Source organism: Massilia sp. 2TAF26 (genome assembly GCF_052115005.1).
In the GTDB taxonomy this organism is placed as follows: Bacteria; Pseudomonadota; Gammaproteobacteria; order Burkholderiales; family Burkholderiaceae_D; genus Telluria.
Window position 1 is genome coordinate 146,092 of sequence record NZ_JBFRFV010000007.1, and the last position, 14,647, is coordinate 160,738.

Annotated in this window: 12 protein-coding genes; 11 read left to right on the forward strand and 1 reads right to left on the reverse strand. The window is 69.0% G+C overall.

All coding sequences use genetic code 11. The annotated features are described in order from the left end of the window. Window positions 1–5: 5 nt before the first annotated feature. From rsgA to AB4Z32_RS09810, 3 genes are all read left to right on the forward strand, one after another. Window positions 6–911, forward strand: a complete 906-nt coding sequence (gene rsgA / locus AB4Z32_RS09800; protein ID WP_442121653.1) for a ribosome small subunit-dependent GTPase A — start codon at window positions 6–8, stop codon at window positions 909–911. Window positions 912–951: 40 nt separating this feature from the next. After that, entirely contained in the window at window positions 952–1,878 is a 927-nt protein-coding gene (gene argF, locus AB4Z32_RS09805; RefSeq protein ID WP_442121654.1) for an ornithine carbamoyltransferase, read from the forward strand. Between the two features lie 113 nt (window positions 1,879–1,991). Beyond that, window positions 1,992–3,224 carry an argininosuccinate synthase gene (locus AB4Z32_RS09810; RefSeq protein WP_442121655.1) on the forward strand — a complete coding sequence of 411 codons (1,233 nt, stop codon included), beginning with the start codon at window positions 1,992–1,994 and terminating at the stop codon, window positions 3,222–3,224. Window positions 3,225–3,330: 106 nt separating this feature from the next. Here the strand turns inward: AB4Z32_RS09810 and AB4Z32_RS09815 are convergent, their stop codons facing one another. Next, entirely contained in the window at window positions 3,331–5,625 is a 2,295-nt protein-coding gene (locus tag AB4Z32_RS09815; protein WP_442121656.1) for a catecholate siderophore receptor Fiu, read from the reverse strand. A gap of 206 nt (window positions 5,626–5,831) precedes the next feature. Between AB4Z32_RS09815 and AB4Z32_RS09820 the strand changes: the two genes are divergently transcribed. The 8 genes from AB4Z32_RS09820 to AB4Z32_RS09855 all read left to right on the forward strand — a co-directional run bounded on the left by AB4Z32_RS09820 (window position 5,832) and on the right by AB4Z32_RS09855 (window position 14,646). Beyond that, the gene (locus AB4Z32_RS09820) at window positions 5,832–6,023 is read left to right on the forward strand and encodes a hypothetical protein (protein ID WP_442121657.1); all 192 of its coding nucleotides are present in this window, start codon (window positions 5,832–5,834) and stop codon (window positions 6,021–6,023) included. 150 nt (window positions 6,024–6,173) lie between these two features. Next, window positions 6,174–7,985, forward strand: a complete 1,812-nt coding sequence (locus AB4Z32_RS09825; protein ID WP_442121658.1) for a methyl-accepting chemotaxis protein — start codon at window positions 6,174–6,176, stop codon at window positions 7,983–7,985. A 9-nt stretch (window positions 7,986–7,994) separates the two neighbouring features. Next, complete coding sequence (locus AB4Z32_RS09830; RefSeq protein WP_442121659.1) at window positions 7,995–8,462, forward strand: chemotaxis protein CheW; 468 nt, start codon at window positions 7,995–7,997, stop codon at window positions 8,460–8,462. Next, window positions 8,459–9,661 (forward strand): CheR family methyltransferase, encoded by a 1,203-nt coding sequence (locus AB4Z32_RS09835; protein ID WP_442121660.1) that lies wholly within the window; start codon window positions 8,459–8,461, stop codon window positions 9,659–9,661. Before AB4Z32_RS09830 ends, AB4Z32_RS09835 begins: the two co-directional genes overlap by 4 nt. After that, on the forward strand, window positions 9,658–10,338 hold the full coding sequence (locus AB4Z32_RS09840) for a chemotaxis protein CheW (protein WP_442121661.1): 681 nt from the start codon (window positions 9,658–9,660) through the stop codon (window positions 10,336–10,338). The genes AB4Z32_RS09835 and AB4Z32_RS09840 overlap by 4 nt, the downstream gene beginning before the upstream one ends. Beyond that, on the forward strand, window positions 10,335–12,617 hold the full coding sequence (locus AB4Z32_RS09845) for a hybrid sensor histidine kinase/response regulator (protein ID WP_442121662.1): 2,283 nt from the start codon (window positions 10,335–10,337) through the stop codon (window positions 12,615–12,617). The genes AB4Z32_RS09840 and AB4Z32_RS09845 overlap by 4 nt, the downstream gene beginning before the upstream one ends. Then, window positions 12,614–13,603 (forward strand): chemotaxis-specific protein-glutamate methyltransferase CheB, encoded by a 990-nt coding sequence (cheB, locus tag AB4Z32_RS09850; RefSeq protein WP_442121663.1) that lies wholly within the window; start codon window positions 12,614–12,616, stop codon window positions 13,601–13,603. Before AB4Z32_RS09845 ends, cheB begins: the two co-directional genes overlap by 4 nt. Window positions 13,604–13,638: 35 nt before the next feature. After that, window positions 13,639–14,646, forward strand: a complete 1,008-nt coding sequence (locus AB4Z32_RS09855; RefSeq protein WP_442121664.1) for a diguanylate cyclase — start codon at window positions 13,639–13,641, stop codon at window positions 14,644–14,646. The last annotated feature ends 1 nt before the right edge of the window (window position 14,647 follow it).

The window sequence follows — 14,647 nt, forward strand, 5'->3', positions numbered from 1 at the left end:
AGGGCATGAACAAAAACGAGGCCCTGACCGGCACCATCGTCGCGGCGCACGGCCGCCACTACCTGGCCGAGGTCGATGGAGAATTCCTGCAGTGCGTCACGCGCGGCAAGAAGACCAACGTCGCGGTCGGCGACATCGTGCATCTGAAGCGCACCTCGAACGACCAGGCGGTGATCGAGAAGATCGCCGAGCGCACCACCCTGCTCTACCGCTCCGACCAGTACAAGTCGAAGCTGCTGGCGGCGAACATCACGCGCCTCTTCATCGTCGTCGCCACCGAGCCGAGCTTCGCCGACGACCTGGTCTCGCGCGCCCTGGTGGCCTGCGAGGCGGCCGGCGTCGAGGCCCACCTCATCCTCAACAAGGTCGACGTCGAAGAGCTGCTGGCGCGCGCCCGCGAGCGCGCCGCGCTGTACGCCAATCTCGGCTACCCGCTGCACGAAGTCTCGGCCAAGGCCGATCCGGAAGGCACCGTGGCGACCTTGATGCCGCTGCTGCTGGGGGAGTCCTCGATCTTCATCGGCCAGTCCGGCATGGGCAAGTCCTCGATGATCAACCTGCTGGTGCCGGATGCGGACATCGCGGTGCGCGAGATCTCCGAAGCCCTGGACACCGGCAAGCACACGACGACGTTTACCCGGCTGTACCGCCTGCCCGGCGACAGCGGCGGCAACATCATCGACTCGCCCGGCTTCCAGGAATTCGGCCTGTATCACCTGACGGAAGGCATGCTGGAACGCGCCTTCGTCGAGTTCAAGCCCTTCCTGGGCGGTTGCAAATACTACAATTGCCGCCACCTGGCAGAGCCGCAATGCGCCATCCTCGGGGCGGTCGCGGAGGGCAAGATCGCGCCGATCCGCCACGCGCTGTATGCGCAATTACTACATGAGTCTGAACAGACCTTGTATTGATGGCATATAATTCAGAAGATCCCCGTATTCCCGACCTAACATGGCTGTCCAGACTCCCATCAAGCACTTCCTGCAATTCTCCGACTTCACCCGCGACGAGTTCGAGTACGTGATCGAGCGCGCGGCCGTCATCAAGCGCAAGTTCAAGGCCTACGAGGTCTACCACCCGCTGGTCGACCGCACCCTGGTGATGGTGTTCGAAAAGAGCTCGACCCGTACCCGCCTGAGCTTCGAAGCCGGCATGCACCAGCTGGGCGGCGCCGCGATCTACCTGAACACCCGCGACAGCCAGCTGGGCCGCGGCGAGCCGGTGGAAGACGCCGGCCAGGTCATGAGCCGCATGTGCGACATCATCATGGTGCGCACCTTCGGCCAGGACATCATCGAGCGCTTCGCCGCGAATTCGCGCGTGCCGGTGATCAACGGCCTGACCAACGAGCACCACCCCTGCCAGGTGCTGGCCGACGTGTTCACCTTCTTCGAGCACCGCGGTTCGATCACCGGCAAGACGGTGGCCTGGATCGGCGACGCCAACAACATGCTGTACTCGTGGCTGCAGGCGGCCGAGGTATTCGGCTTCCACCTGAACGTGTCGACCCCGAAGGGCTACGACATCGATCCTTCGCTGGTCACCACGAAGAACTTTACCTTCTTCGAGAACCCATCGGATGCCTGCCAGGGCGCGCACCTCGTGAACACCGACGTGTGGACCAGCATGGGCTACGAAAAGGAAAACGCCGAACGCCTGAAAGCCTTCGACGGCTTCATGGTGGACGGCGCCAAGATGGCGCGTGCCGCACCCGACGCGCTGTTCATGCACTGCCTGCCCGCCCACCGCGGGGAGGAAGTGGCGGCCGAAGTCATCGACGGCCCGCAATCGGTGGTGTGGGACGAAGCCGAGAACCGGCTGCACGTGCAGAAGGCGCTGATCGAGTACCTGCTGCTGGGCCGTATCGAGGACAAGTGATCCATCCACCAAGCTGATTTTTTACCGCAACGAAGTCTGATCGTCGGCGCGGGCCTGGTGCCCGAGCCGGCTGACCACAACATCCCTCCACGCCTCACATCACTGGAACTCCCATGAGCGACATTAAAAAAGTAGTCCTCGCCTACTCCGGCGGCCTCGATACCTCGGTCATCCTGAAATGGCTGCAGGATCACTACAACTGCGAAATCGTTACCTTCACCGCCGACCTGGGACAAGGTGAAGAGCTGGAACCGGCGCGCGCCAAGGCCATCAAGTTCGGCATCAAGCCGGAAAACATCTACATCGACGACGTGCGCGAAGAATTCGTGCGCGACTTCGTGTTCCCGATGTTCCGCGCGAACACCGTCTACGAAGGCGAATACCTGCTGGGCACCTCGATCGCGCGTCCGCTGATCGCGAAGCGCCTGATCGAGATCGCCAACGAAACCGGCGCCGACGCCATTTCGCACGGCGCCACCGGCAAGGGCAACGACCAGGTGCGCTTCGAGCTGGGCGCCTATGCGCTGAAGCCGGACGTCAAGATCATCGCCCCGTGGCGCGAATGGGACCTGCTGTCGCGCGAGAAGCTGCTGAAGTACGCGGAAGACGCCGGCATCGAGATCGACATGAAGCACAAGAACGGCGGCGCGCCCTACTCGATGGACGCCAACCTGCTGCACATCTCCTTCGAAGGCCGCCACCTGGAAAACCCGAGCGCGGAAGCCGAGGAATCGATGTGGCGCTGGACCGTGTCGCCGGAAGCGGCCCCCGACCAGCCGGAATACCTGGACATCGAATACGAGCGCGGCGACATCGTCGGCCTGAACGGCGTCAAGATGACTCCGGCGCAGGTGCTGACCGAGCTGAATCGCCTGGGCGGCAAGCACGGCATCGGCCGGCTCGACCTGGTTGAAAATCGCTACGTCGGCATGAAGTCGCGCGGCTGCTACGAAACCCCGGGCGGCGCCATCATGCTGAAAGCCCACCGCGCGATCGAATCGATCACCCTGGACCGCGAAGTGGCGCACCTGAAGGACGACCTGATGCCGCGCTACGCTTCGCTGATCTATAACGGCTACTGGTGGGCCCCGGAGCGCGTCGCGCTGCAGACCCTGATCGACCACACCCAGCAAAGCGTGAACGGCTGGGTCCGCGTCAAGCTCTACAAGGGCAACGTGATCGTCGTGTCGCGCGACTCGAAGACCGATTCGCTGTTCGACATGAACATCGCGACCTTCGACGAAGACGGCGGCGCCTACAACCAGGCGGATGCCGGTGGCTTCATCAAGCTGAACGCGCTGCGCATGCGGATCGCGGCCAAGGCTCGCGCCAAGCGCGGTCAGTAGTCCCCCGCCACCGTCGTCCCCGCGCAGGCGGGGATCCAAGTTCTGCGTGAGCAGTCGAAATGCAAGCAAACTTGGGTCCCCGCCTTCGCGGGACGACGGGCACTCGTCAGAAGTGGAAGTTGGCCGTCACACTCCCCCAACGCGGCGCCCCCGGCGTATACCGGTACCCGCTCTTGTTAATCGCCGCCACATAGCGCTTGTCGAACAGGTTGACCACGTTCACGCGTAACTCGATCCCGCGCTTGATCGCATACGACGCCATCGCATCCGCCACCCAGTAATCGTCGGTATAGGCCGGCGTGCCGACCGCGCCGTCGGTGCCGCGCAGCAGGCGGCCGGAATAGCGGACGCCGCCGCCGATCTTGAAGCCGGACGGGAAGCTGTAGGTGGTCCAGCTGGTGAAGGACGACTTCGGCGTATAGCTCAGGGCATTGCTGCCGATCGCCGTGACCAGCTTGCCGGATTCGACGCTGGTGTCCAGCCAGGCATAGCCGGCGCTGACCGACCAGTTGCGCGTGATCTCACCGATCGCGCTCAGCTCCACGCCCTGCACGCGCTTGCGGCCGGTCTGGTAGTACTTCAGGTCGACCGGGTCCTGCTCGACCTCGTTCTTCACCTCGGTGCGGAACACGGCCGCGTTCAGGCCAAGGCGCTTGTTCATCAGTTCCCATTTGGCGCCCAGCTCGGTAGTGGTGCTCACCTGCGGGTCGAAGATCGGGTTCGAGGCGCTGTTGGCGCCGGTGCTGAGCGCCAGGTTCGAGCCCGGCGGCTGCCTGGAGTTGGCCCACAGCGCGTACACGCTGGTGTTGGCAGTCGGCTTGTACAGCAGCGAGAGCTTGCCGCTCACCAGGCTGTCCGTCAGCTCGACATGGGTCAGGACCGGGGTGCCGACCGGCAGGGTCGGGTTCGCGGCCGCGGTCGACAAGGCGACCGCGTCATAGGTGGTATCGAAATGATCGACCCGCACCGAGGCGCCGAGCAGCCAGCGCTCGCCCAGCCGGATGGTGTCGAGCAGCCAGGCTGCGGCGGTCGCCGTCTCGCCCTGGGTGCGGGCGCCGCTGCGGACCAGGTTCAGCCCAGTCACCGGCGAGGCCGGATCCGGGTGATAGAGATTCGCCGGCAGCAAGGTGCCGCCACCCGTATGGCTCCAGTTGCTCTGCTTCTCGTTGGCGAGGTCGAGACCGCTCACCAGGGTGTGGTGCAGCCGGCCCGTGTCCAGCTCCGTGGTCAGGGTGGTCTGGTTGGCCAGCACCGTGTTTTCCTGGTCCTTGATGGTGCGCGTGGTGCGGGCCAAGGTCCAGCCGGAGGGGGCGGCCTGGACCGGCGTCACGATGTTCGCGGTGTTGCCCATGAAGGCGCTGAGAAGGTAGAACTGCCTGGTCTTGCCGTAGCGGCTGGTGTTCCGCAGGCGCATGCGCGGGCCGAACTCGTGCTCGACGATGGCGGTGAACATGTCGGCCCGCACCCGGTCGAAGTCCGACAGCGCACCGTAGAAGTTTTGCGGATCGACGGGGGCCGCCCCAGCCAGCCACGGACGCTTGGGATCCGGGCTGCCGTAGCCGGGCAGCCCGATGGTCGGCACGCCGCCGTCGGGGCGGTTGTCCTGCTTCACGTGCAGGTAGTCGAGATAGAGCCGGGTCGGGCCGCGCAGGCCGAAGGCGAGCGAAGGCGCGATCGCCCAGCGCTTGTCCTTGACCTCCTCACGCGCCGGGTTGCCGTTGTCCTGGTCGAGCAGGTTCAGGCGCATGGCGATGCCGCGGCGGCCGTCGAGCACGCGGTTGATGTCCGCGGTGCCGCGCAGGCGGTCCGCGCTGCCGGCGCTCAGGCTGGCGTCGCCGAAATTCCTGAGCAGCGGCTGCCTGGTGGCGAGGTTGATCGAACCGGTCGGCGCGCCGCGTCCGGTGTCGGTGCCGGCCGGGCCTTTCAGCACGTCGATCTGCTCGATGTTGAAGACGTCGCGCGAGATCGAGCCGATGTCGCGGATGCCGTCCACGAACACGCTGCCCGAGCTGTCGAAGCCGCGCATGTAGATGGCGTCGCCGGTGCTGGTATTGCCGTTCTCTCCGAGGAAGAAGGTGCCGACGCCCGGCGTGTTGCGCAGCGCCTCGGCCAGGGTGACGGCGCCCTGCTGCTCGATCAGCTCCTTCTTGATGACGACGACGGTCTGCGGCGTGTCCAGCAGCGGCTGGGTGTACTTGTCGGACGCAGCCTGGGCCGCCTTGAAGTCGTTCTCGCGTTCGCCGTGAACGTGGACGCGCTGGGGCGAGCGGCCCTCGTCGGCGGCGGCAGTGGCGGCGCCGTCCGCGGCCTGGGCGGCGAGCGGCAGCATCATCGCCAGGGCGGCGCTGGCGGCGGGGCGGAGGACGGAGGGATGCTTGCGGCTGGTGATCGGGCTCTTCATGGTCTTTGCTTGTTTTGCTATGGAAGGGGTGTTGGAACGCCAGGGACTTTAACAACAATTCCATTTTATGTAAACGCGAATCATTATCATTTGCGTTAACAAACCAAGATTCCACGAAGCGTTCCAGGACGCGGCGCGCGCGCTACCATTTGTGTTCAACCTCCGGCCGACATGAGCGATACGAGCGACACCCCTGCCTGGCCTGCATGGCCGGCACCAACGCAAGGGAACCGCGCTGCGCGGCCCTGCGCCAGTCCGGCGACGGCTCGTTTGCCTGCGGCGTCTACGAACAGCCCGATCCCTGCCGCGAGGTGCAGATCGGTGACGACAAGTGCCTGCAGGCGCGGCGCCGGCATGGTTTGCCGGCCTTGCCCTCGGACGCCGGTTTGTTGCGCTAGCGCACTTTTGTTTCCACCTGAGCTCGGCTAAATGTTACATTTGAGGCTGGGCCTTATTTTCTTGGAGATTCCGGCGTTCGCGACTTCGGGGTCAGAGCCCAACCGAGAGAACCGGGCTCTGCCCCCTACGGACCTCTAACCCCTGCGGATATGTTGCGAAACCTGAGCATCAAGAAAAAACTGACGATCGGCTTCGGCGCCATCGTCGCGATCATCCTGTTCCTGCTGATCCTGGCCTATAACAATTTCGCGCGGCTGTCCGAGGCGAATGCGTGGGACCGCCATACCCTCGAGGTGCTGCTGGAGACCAACCACATCGCGACCTCGGTGCTGCAGGTGCAGAGCGCGACCCGCGGCTATCTCCTGACCGGCAACGACAACCTGGTCGCGCCGATCCGCAGCGAGTACGAACGCGCCCGCAGCCACGTGCGCCGCGCGCTGGCGCTGACCGCCGACAATCCGGCCCAGAAAGAGCGCCTGCACCAGCTCGATCCCGTGCTGGTCGCCTGGATGGACAAGGCGATCGCGCCGCAGATCGAGTTGCGCCGCCGCGCCGCCGGCAACCCGGCGGCGGTCCAGGCGCAGACGGAAGCCGCGGTGCTGGCCGGCACCGCCAGCGTGGCCGGCATGCGCGAGATCCTTGACGATATCGCCGCCGAAGAGAACCGCCTGCTGGAGCAGCGCAGGGAAGACACGAGCGCGCTGCGCCAGTCGATGCGCGCGCTGCTGAGCGTGGGCGCGCTGATCTGCGTGCTGCTGGCGATCCTGATCGGCACCGTGCTGGTACGCGCCGTCTCGCGTCCGCTGGCGGCCCTGGCCGATGCCGCCCGCAGGCTGGGCGACGGTGTCCGCGGCGCGCGCGCCGAGGTGCTCTCGGGCGACGAACTGGGCCAGGTGGCCCTCGAATTCAACCGCATGGCCCAGTCCATCGAAGACAGCCACGCCAAGGAACTGGCCGACGGCCGCGAACTGCGCGCCAAGGTCGACGCCCTGCTCGGCGTGGTTTCGAAGGCCGCACGCGGCGACTTGACCGGCAACGTGGAGATCCGCGGCGAGGATGCCATCGGCCGCCTCGGCGAAGGCCTGGCGACCATGCTCGGCAACCTGCGCAGCCTGCTGACCAATGTGCAGCACGCCGGCATCCAGGTGGCCAGCTCGGCGACCCAGATCGCCGCTTCCGCTCGCCAGCAGGAAGCGACCGGCATCGAGCAGGCCCAGACCAGCGTCGAGGTGCTGGCCACCACCAAGGAAATGTCGGCCAACACCTCCCAGCTGCTGCGCACGATGGAGGAAGCGACCCAGGTGGCCGACTACACCACGAACGCCACCGCCGACGCCCAGGACAAGCTGAAGCACATGGACCACACCATGCAGCAGATGGTCAATGCCACCGATTCGATCGGCGCCAAGCTGGCCGCGCTGTCCGAGAAAGCCAGCAACATCAACAGCGTGCTGACCACCATCACCAAGGTGGCCGACCAGACCAATATCCTGTCGCTGAACGCCGCGATCGAGGCCGAGAAGGCCGGCGAGGCAGGCCGCGGCTTTTCGGTGGTGGCCACCGAGATCCGGCGCCTGGCCGACCAGACCTCGGTCTCGACCTGGGACATCGAGCAGATGCTGAAGGAGATGCAGTCGGCGGTGTCGGCCAGCGTGATGGGCATGGACAAGTTTGCCGAAGAGATCCGCCGCAACGTCGGCGAGGCGCGCCACGTGGCCGAACAGCTGTCCGGCATGATGGACCAGGTGCGCAAGCTGTCGCCGCGCTTCGACCTGGTGCTGCAGGGGATGCAGTCGCAGGCCGTCGGCGCCTCGCAGATCTCGGGCACCATGATGCAGCTGTCCGACGCCAGCCAGCAGACCGTCGAGTCGCTGAAGGCCACCAGCGAGGCCGTGCACCGGCTGCAGTACGCCGCCGGCGACCTGCAGCAGTCGGTCGCCACCTTCTCCGTGAATGACTGAGACCCGCGCATGAAGGTGCTGGCGTTTCACATCGGGCGCGAACGCTATGCCCTGCCCCTCACCGCCGTGCTGCGGGTGCTGCCGGTGGCGCGCCTGAAGGCGCTGCCGGGGGCGCCGCACTACGTGCCGGGCCTGCTGGACCTGCACGGCGAAGTCATCCCCGTGATCGACCTGTCGCGCCTGGCCGGCACGCCGCCCGATGCGGTGCGCTACGACACCCGCATCCTGCTGGTCGAGGTGGCGGCGGCCGGACGGCTGCGGCGCCTGGGCCTGAAGGCCGAGCGCGTGACCGGGGTGGCGGACATCGGCGCCGAACTGGGCGACGGCGGTGTGCTGGCCGCCCCCTGGCTCGGCGGGCTTGCGGCCGGCGGTACCGAACTATCCGGTCGCGCCGCCGGCATGCTGCAGCTGATCGATCCGGAGCGCCTGCTGGCGCCCGAGGTCGAAGCCCTGCTGTTCGGCGAGGCCTGCGCATGAATCTCGGCCAGCTGCTGAAGGACAGCACCGGCCTGGTGCTGCCGCCGGACGCCGTCGAACGCGCCGTACGCGAGCGCATGCTGCGCCTCGGCCTGGACGCGCGCCAGGACTATGCGCCGCTGCCCGGCACGCCGGAATTCGACGCCCTGGTCGACCTCGTGATCGTGCCCGAATCCTGGATGTTCCGCGATCCGGACGTGTTCGACACCGCGCTGCGCTTCGTCCGCCGCCGCCTGCTGAGCCATCCGGGCCGGCAGCTGCGCCTGCTGTCGATTCCCTGCGCCGGCGGCGAGGAGCCGTATTCGATGGCGATGACGCTGGCATCGAACGGCATCGCGCCCGCGCAGTGCCGGATCGACGCGGTCGACCTGTCGCGCGCATCGCTCGATCGCGCGCGCCTGGGCCGCTACACGCGCAACGCCTTCCGCAGCGCCGACCTGGCCTTCCGCGACCGCTGGTTCCGCCAGGACGGCGACGACTACCTGATCGACGATGCGCTGCGCCGCTACGTCCGTTTCAGCCAGGGCAACCTGCTGCGCCCGGCCACCCTGCCCGACGGCGGCGCACGCTACGACCTGGTGTTCTGCCGTAACCTGCTGATCTATTTCGACGATGGCGGCCGCGCCGCCGCGGCCGCCGTCATCGAGGCGCTGCTGGCCGACGACGGCCTGCTGCTGTCCGGCTTTGCCGAGGCCCCGGCCTTCTGCCGCCGGGGATTTTCTCCGCAATCGCTGCGCCATCCCTATGCCCTGCACAAGGAGAGCATGGCGACGGTGCGGCGGCGCCCGCGTCCCGCCACGCCGATGCCGCCTGCGCCTGCGCCGGCGCGGCAGACCACGGCGCCGGTGAGCCCGCCGGCGGCGACCTCCCTGGCGGCGCTGCTGGCCGAGGCCCGGCGCCTGGCCGACGCCGGCCGCCTGCCGGACGCGGAGCGGGCCTGCCAGGAAATCCTTGCCTTCCAGCCCGAGCTGGCCGAAGCCTGGTTCCTGCTCGGCCTGACCAGCGAATGCGCCGGCCAGCCGCGCGCGGCCGAACGCCACTGGCGCCGCTGCCTCTTCCTGCAGCCCGAGCACTACGAGGCGCTGTGCAGCCTGGCCCTGCTGATCGAGCAGCGCGGCGATGCGCATGACGCCGCCCTGCTGCGCCGGCGCGCCGCCCGCGTGCATGCGCGCCGGCGCGACCCGGGGGCACGGCGATGACGCAGCTGTCCATGCCCGGCGAGTCGTCCGCCGACTGCTGGCGCCGCATCGGCGTGTCCGGCGACCGCAGCTGCGCGGAGCTGGAGCGCCACGTCCACTGCCGCAATTGCCCGGTCTACGCGGAGGCGGCCCAGCGCAAGCTCCAGCGCGCGGTCGAACCGGATTACCGCGAGACCTGGGCGCGCGAACTGGCCCGGCCCGAACCGGCGCCCGCCGCCACCGATGCCGCCGCGATGGTGTTCCGCATCGGCGCCGAATGGCTGGCGGTGCCGATGGCGCTGGCCGCCACGGTGGCGCCGCCGGCGCCCGTGCACCGCCTGCCGCACCGCTCCGGCGGCGCCCTGCTCGGCGTGGTCAACGTCGGCGGACGGGTGCTGCCGGCGGTGTCGCTGGCGGCCCTGCTCGGCATCGACACCGCCGGGGTGCCGGCGCCGGCCGGCCGCCACAGTTTCGAGCGCCTGCTGGTGCTGGGCTTGCGCGGCCAGCGCGTCGCGGTGCCGGTCGCGGAGATGCACGGCATCCTGCGCCACGCATCCGCGGCCCTGCGCGCGCCGGCCGCCACCCTCGGCCACCTGCCGGCGGCGCTGGTCGCCGGCGTGATCGCCGACGGCGCCAGCGAGGCCGGCCTGCTGGACGCCGCCATGCTGGAACGTGAAGTATTGGGGACGCTGCGATGAGCATCGACCAGGGATTCGGCGACGACCTGAGCGGCTTTTCGATGCTCGAGCTGTTCCGCATGGAGGCCCAGGCCCAGGCGCGTGTACTCACCGACGGCCTGCTGCGCAGCGAGCGCGGCCAGGACCCCGCCACGCTGGAAGCGATGATGCGCGCCGCGCATTCGACCAAGGGTGCCGCCGCCATCGTCGGCATGGAGCCGATGGTGAAGCTGGCGCATGCGATGGAAGACGTGTTCATCGCCGCCCAGCAGGGCCGGCTGGCCCTCGATGCGGCCGGCGTCGACGTGCTGCTGGAGGCGGTCGACCTGATGCGCCATCTGGCGGCGCTGTCCGAGGCCGAACTGATCGACGCCGGCCCGCATCGCGGCCGGGTCGAGGCGGCACTTGCCGCACTCGACGCACTGCAGGCCGGCGCCCGGGAGGCACCCGCGGTCATGCCGCTGGCGCCGATCGCCGCGCAGGTGCCCGCCGCTGTGCCCGCCGCAGTTCCCACCGCTTCCGCTCCGGCACCGGCGCCATTGCCCGCCGCCGCGCCGCCCCTCGACCCCGGCAACGAACTCCTGACCCTGGCCGGCCAGGCGCGCCTGCACGCCGGCCAGCTGCGTCCCTGGATCGATGCCCTGCAGCGCCACAAGCGCCAGCAGCACGGCATGTTCGCCGCCCTCGAACAGCTGCGCGAAGCGATCGTGGCCGGCGGCGACCCGCGCCTGCTGGAACTCGCGCGCGTGGTCGACGAGCGCGCGCGTCCCCTGCGCGACAGCCTGCAGCGCAGCATCCTCGATGCCGAGCACTACGAGCGGCAGGCGACCGGCGTCGCCACCCGCCTGGTCGACGAAGTGCTCGAACTGCATATGTGCCGCTTCGGCGACGGCCTGCACGGCCTGCCGCGCATGGTGCGCGACCTCGCGCGCAGCCTGGGCAAGGACGTGCGCCTGGACGTCACCGGCGCCGACACCCTGGTCGATCGCGCCGTGCTGGTGCGCCTCGAAGCGCCGCTGGGGCAGCTGCTGCGCAATGCGGTCGACCACGGCATGGAGCCGCCTGCCGAACGCGCGGCCGCCGGCAAGCCCGCCACCGGCACCATCCGGCTTGAAGCGCGCCACCGCGGCGGCATGCTGTCGATCGAGGTGAGCGACGACGGCCGCGGCGTCGATCCCGAACGGATCCGCCGCGCCGCCGTCGCCCGCCGGCTGGCCGCTCCCGGCTTCGCCCAGGCGCTGTCGAGGCCGGAGCTGATGGAATTCCTGTTCCTGCCCGGCTTTTCGCTGAAGGAGGACGCCAACGAGATCTCCGGCCGCGGAGTCGGCCTGGACGTGGTGCACGAAGCGGTGCAGGCGCAGAACGGCACGGTGCGGGTGGAGTCCACGCTTGGCCGCGGCTTCCGCACCGCCATCGTGCTGCCGGTCACCCAGTCGATCGTGCGCGCGCTGGTGGTGGACGTGCTGGGCGAGCCCTATGCCCTGCCGATCGCGCGCGCCGAACGCGTGCTGCGGGTGCCGGCCGGCGCGGTGCAGACCCTGGCCGGCCGCCAGTACCTGGAGGTCGAGGGCGTCCACCTGGGCCTGGTGGCGGCCGGTCGCGTGCTCGAGCTGGGCGACGCCACGCCCGGCGCCGAGCTGGCGGTGGTGGTCATCGGCGGCGCGCGCGAGCGCTACGGCCTGGTGGTGGACGAAGTGCGCGGCGAGCAGAGCCTGACGGTGCAGCCGCTCGATCCGGTGTTCGGCAAGCTGCGCGACGTCGCCTCCTGCGCCCTGCTCGACGACGGCGCCCCGGTGCTGATCCTCGACGTGCCCGACATGCTGCTGTCGATCGCGCGCCTGCTGGAGACCGGCGAATCGCTGCAGCCGGTGCCGGCCGGCGCCGGCGCGCGCCAGGATGGACGCCAGGCCGCGCGCCGCATCCTGGTGGTCGACGATTCGCTCACCGTGCGCGAGATGCAGCGCAAGCTGCTGGCGGCGCGCGGCTACCGGGTCGACGTCGCCCTCGACGGCGTCGACGGCTGGAACAGCGTGCGCGCCGGCGCCTACGACCTCGTGATCACCGACATCGACATGCCGCGCATGGACGGCATCAGGCTGCTCGAACGGATCCGCCAGGACCCGCGCCTGCAGCGGCTGCCGGTGATGATCGTGTCCTACAAGGACCGCCCGGAAGACCGCGCGCGCGGACTCGAAGCCGGCGCCGATTACTACCTGGCCAAGGGCGCCTTCCACGACGCCACCCTGCTCGACGCCGTTCGCGATTTGATCGGCGGGCCCTTGCCGGGAGAAGGGTCATGAGGATCGGCATCGCCAACGACGTGCCGATTGCGGCCGAGGCGCTGCGCCGGGTACTGGCCGCCAGCGGCGAGCACCAGGTGGCCTGGATCGCGCGCACCGGCGTCGACGCCGTGCGCCTGTGCGCCGACCTGCGGCCCGACCTGGTGCTGATGGACCTCGAGATGCCGCTGCTCGACGGCGTCGAGGCGACCCGCCGCATCATGGCGAATGCGCCCTGCGCGATCCTGGTCGTCACCGCGCGGCCGCAGGACAATGTCGGCCAGGTGTTCCGCGCCCTCGGCGCCGGCGCCCTCGACGTGGTCGCGACCCCGGTGCTGCTCGGCCAGCCGGGCGGCGAGGCGGAGCTGCTGGCCAAGATCCGCACCATCGGCAAACTGGTCGCCGGCCGCCCCGCCCCGGTGCCGGCCGGGGTGCCGCACGTGGCGCACCTGGTGGCGATCGGCGCCTCGACCGGCGGACCGGCTGCGCTGGCGCGCCTGTTCTCGCTCTGGCAGCCGCCGCCCGACACCGCGGCGGTGGTGGTCCAGCACATCGACAGCAGCTTCGCCGCCCAGCTGGTGCGATGGCTGGGCGAGCAAAGCCCCGCGAAGATCGCGCCGATCGCCGACGGCGACCACCTCGAAGGCGGCATGGTGCAGGTGGCGACCACCGCCGACCACCTGCGCCTGGCACCCGGCAATCGCCTGCGCTACGACGCCGAGCCGCGCGACGAGATCCACCGCCCCTCGATCGACATCTTCTTCCATTCGGTGGCGCGGCACTGGGGACGCACGGCGGCCGGGATCCTGCTGACCGGCATGGGCCGCGACGGCGCCGCCGGCCTGTTCGCGATGCGCGCGGCCGGCCACACGACCATCGCCCAGGACGAAGCCAGCAGCGCGGTGTACGGCATGCCGCGCGCCGCCGCCGAGATGAACGCTGCCCAGAAAATTTTGCCGTTAGACAATATTTCAAAGTGGTTATCGGATAGAATTGGCGGCGCGTAATGACGCACGCATTTCCATCAATTCAAATTCAGCCGATGTCCGCAGTCAGTCCCATCCACACCGAGCCAGACCCCGCCAGCTACCAGATACGCGTGCTGCTGGTCGACGACCAGCTCATCATCGTCGAAGCCGTGCGGCGCATGCTCGCCGCCCATCCCGACATCGCCTTCCATTACGTCACCGACGCCCAGGCCGCGCACGCGGCCGCGCTGGCCCTGCGGCCGACCGTGATCCTGCAGGACCTGGTGATGCCGGGCGCCGACGGCTTCCAGCTGCTTGCCGGCTACCGCGCCGACGCATCCCTGCGCGAGGTGCCGGTGGCGGTGCTGTCGGCCAAGGAAGAAGCCAGGCTGAAAGCGCATGGCTTCGCGGTCGGCGCCAGCGACTACCTGGTCAAGCTGCCCGATGAGCTGGAACTGGTGGCGCGCATCCGTCACCACTCGCGCGGCTACATCAGCCTGCTGCAGCGCGACGCCGCCTACCGCTCGCTGCGCGCCAGCCAGGAAGAGCTGACGCACGCCAACTTCGAACTGCGGAAGCTGGCCGCGCTGGACGGCCTGACCGGCATCGCCAACCGCCGCCGCTTCGACGAAGCGATCGACACCGAATGGCAGCGCGCACGCCGCCGGCAGGCGCCGCTCGCGCTGCTGATGTGCGACGTCGACCACTTCAAGCACTACAACGACAGCCTCGGCCATCCGGCCGGCGACCTGTGCCTGAAGAAGACGGCCGCCGTGCTGACCGGGCAATTGAAGCGTCCGGCCGACCTGGTGGCGCGCTACGGTGGCGAGGAATTCGCGATCCTGCTGCCTGAAACCGGCCTGGAAGGCGCCCTCAAGCTGGCCGAGGACTGCCGCCGCCACCTCGAACAGCTGGCCCAGCCGCATCCGGCCGCCCCCTGCGGGACAGTGACGATGTCGATCGGGGTGGCCAGCGCCTTGCCGGGCGAAGGCGGCAGCATCGAGGCGCTGATCGCCGCCGCCGACGGCGCGCTGTACGAGGCCAAGCGGGCCGGGCGCAACCAGGTGGCGGCCGCCGGCTGAG

Excerpts from the sequence above, each read along its gene's own strand:
- rsgA (WP_442121653.1), top strand. The coding sequence starts at position 6 with ATGAACAAAAACGAGGCCCTGACCGGCACCATCGTCGCGGCGCACGGC.
- argF (WP_442121654.1), top strand. The coding sequence starts at position 952 with ATGGCTGTCCAGACTCCCATCAAGCACTTCCTGCAATTCTCCGACTTC.
- AB4Z32_RS09810 (WP_442121655.1), top strand. The coding sequence starts at position 1,992 with ATGAGCGACATTAAAAAAGTAGTCCTCGCCTACTCCGGCGGCCTCGAT.
- AB4Z32_RS09815 (WP_442121656.1), bottom strand. The coding sequence starts at position 5,625 with ATGAAGAGCCCGATCACCAGCCGCAAGCATCCCTCCGTCCTCCGCCCC.
- AB4Z32_RS09820 (WP_442121657.1), top strand. The coding sequence starts at position 5,832 with ATGGCCGGCACCAACGCAAGGGAACCGCGCTGCGCGGCCCTGCGCCAG.
- AB4Z32_RS09825 (WP_442121658.1), top strand. The coding sequence starts at position 6,174 with ATGTTGCGAAACCTGAGCATCAAGAAAAAACTGACGATCGGCTTCGGC.
- AB4Z32_RS09830 (WP_442121659.1), top strand. The coding sequence starts at position 7,995 with ATGAAGGTGCTGGCGTTTCACATCGGGCGCGAACGCTATGCCCTGCCC.
- AB4Z32_RS09835 (WP_442121660.1), top strand. The coding sequence starts at position 8,459 with ATGAATCTCGGCCAGCTGCTGAAGGACAGCACCGGCCTGGTGCTGCCG.
- AB4Z32_RS09840 (WP_442121661.1), top strand. The coding sequence starts at position 9,658 with ATGACGCAGCTGTCCATGCCCGGCGAGTCGTCCGCCGACTGCTGGCGC.
- AB4Z32_RS09845 (WP_442121662.1), top strand. The coding sequence starts at position 10,335 with ATGAGCATCGACCAGGGATTCGGCGACGACCTGAGCGGCTTTTCGATG.
- cheB (WP_442121663.1), top strand. The coding sequence starts at position 12,614 with ATGAGGATCGGCATCGCCAACGACGTGCCGATTGCGGCCGAGGCGCTG.
- AB4Z32_RS09855 (WP_442121664.1), top strand. The coding sequence starts at position 13,639 with ATGTCCGCAGTCAGTCCCATCCACACCGAGCCAGACCCCGCCAGCTAC.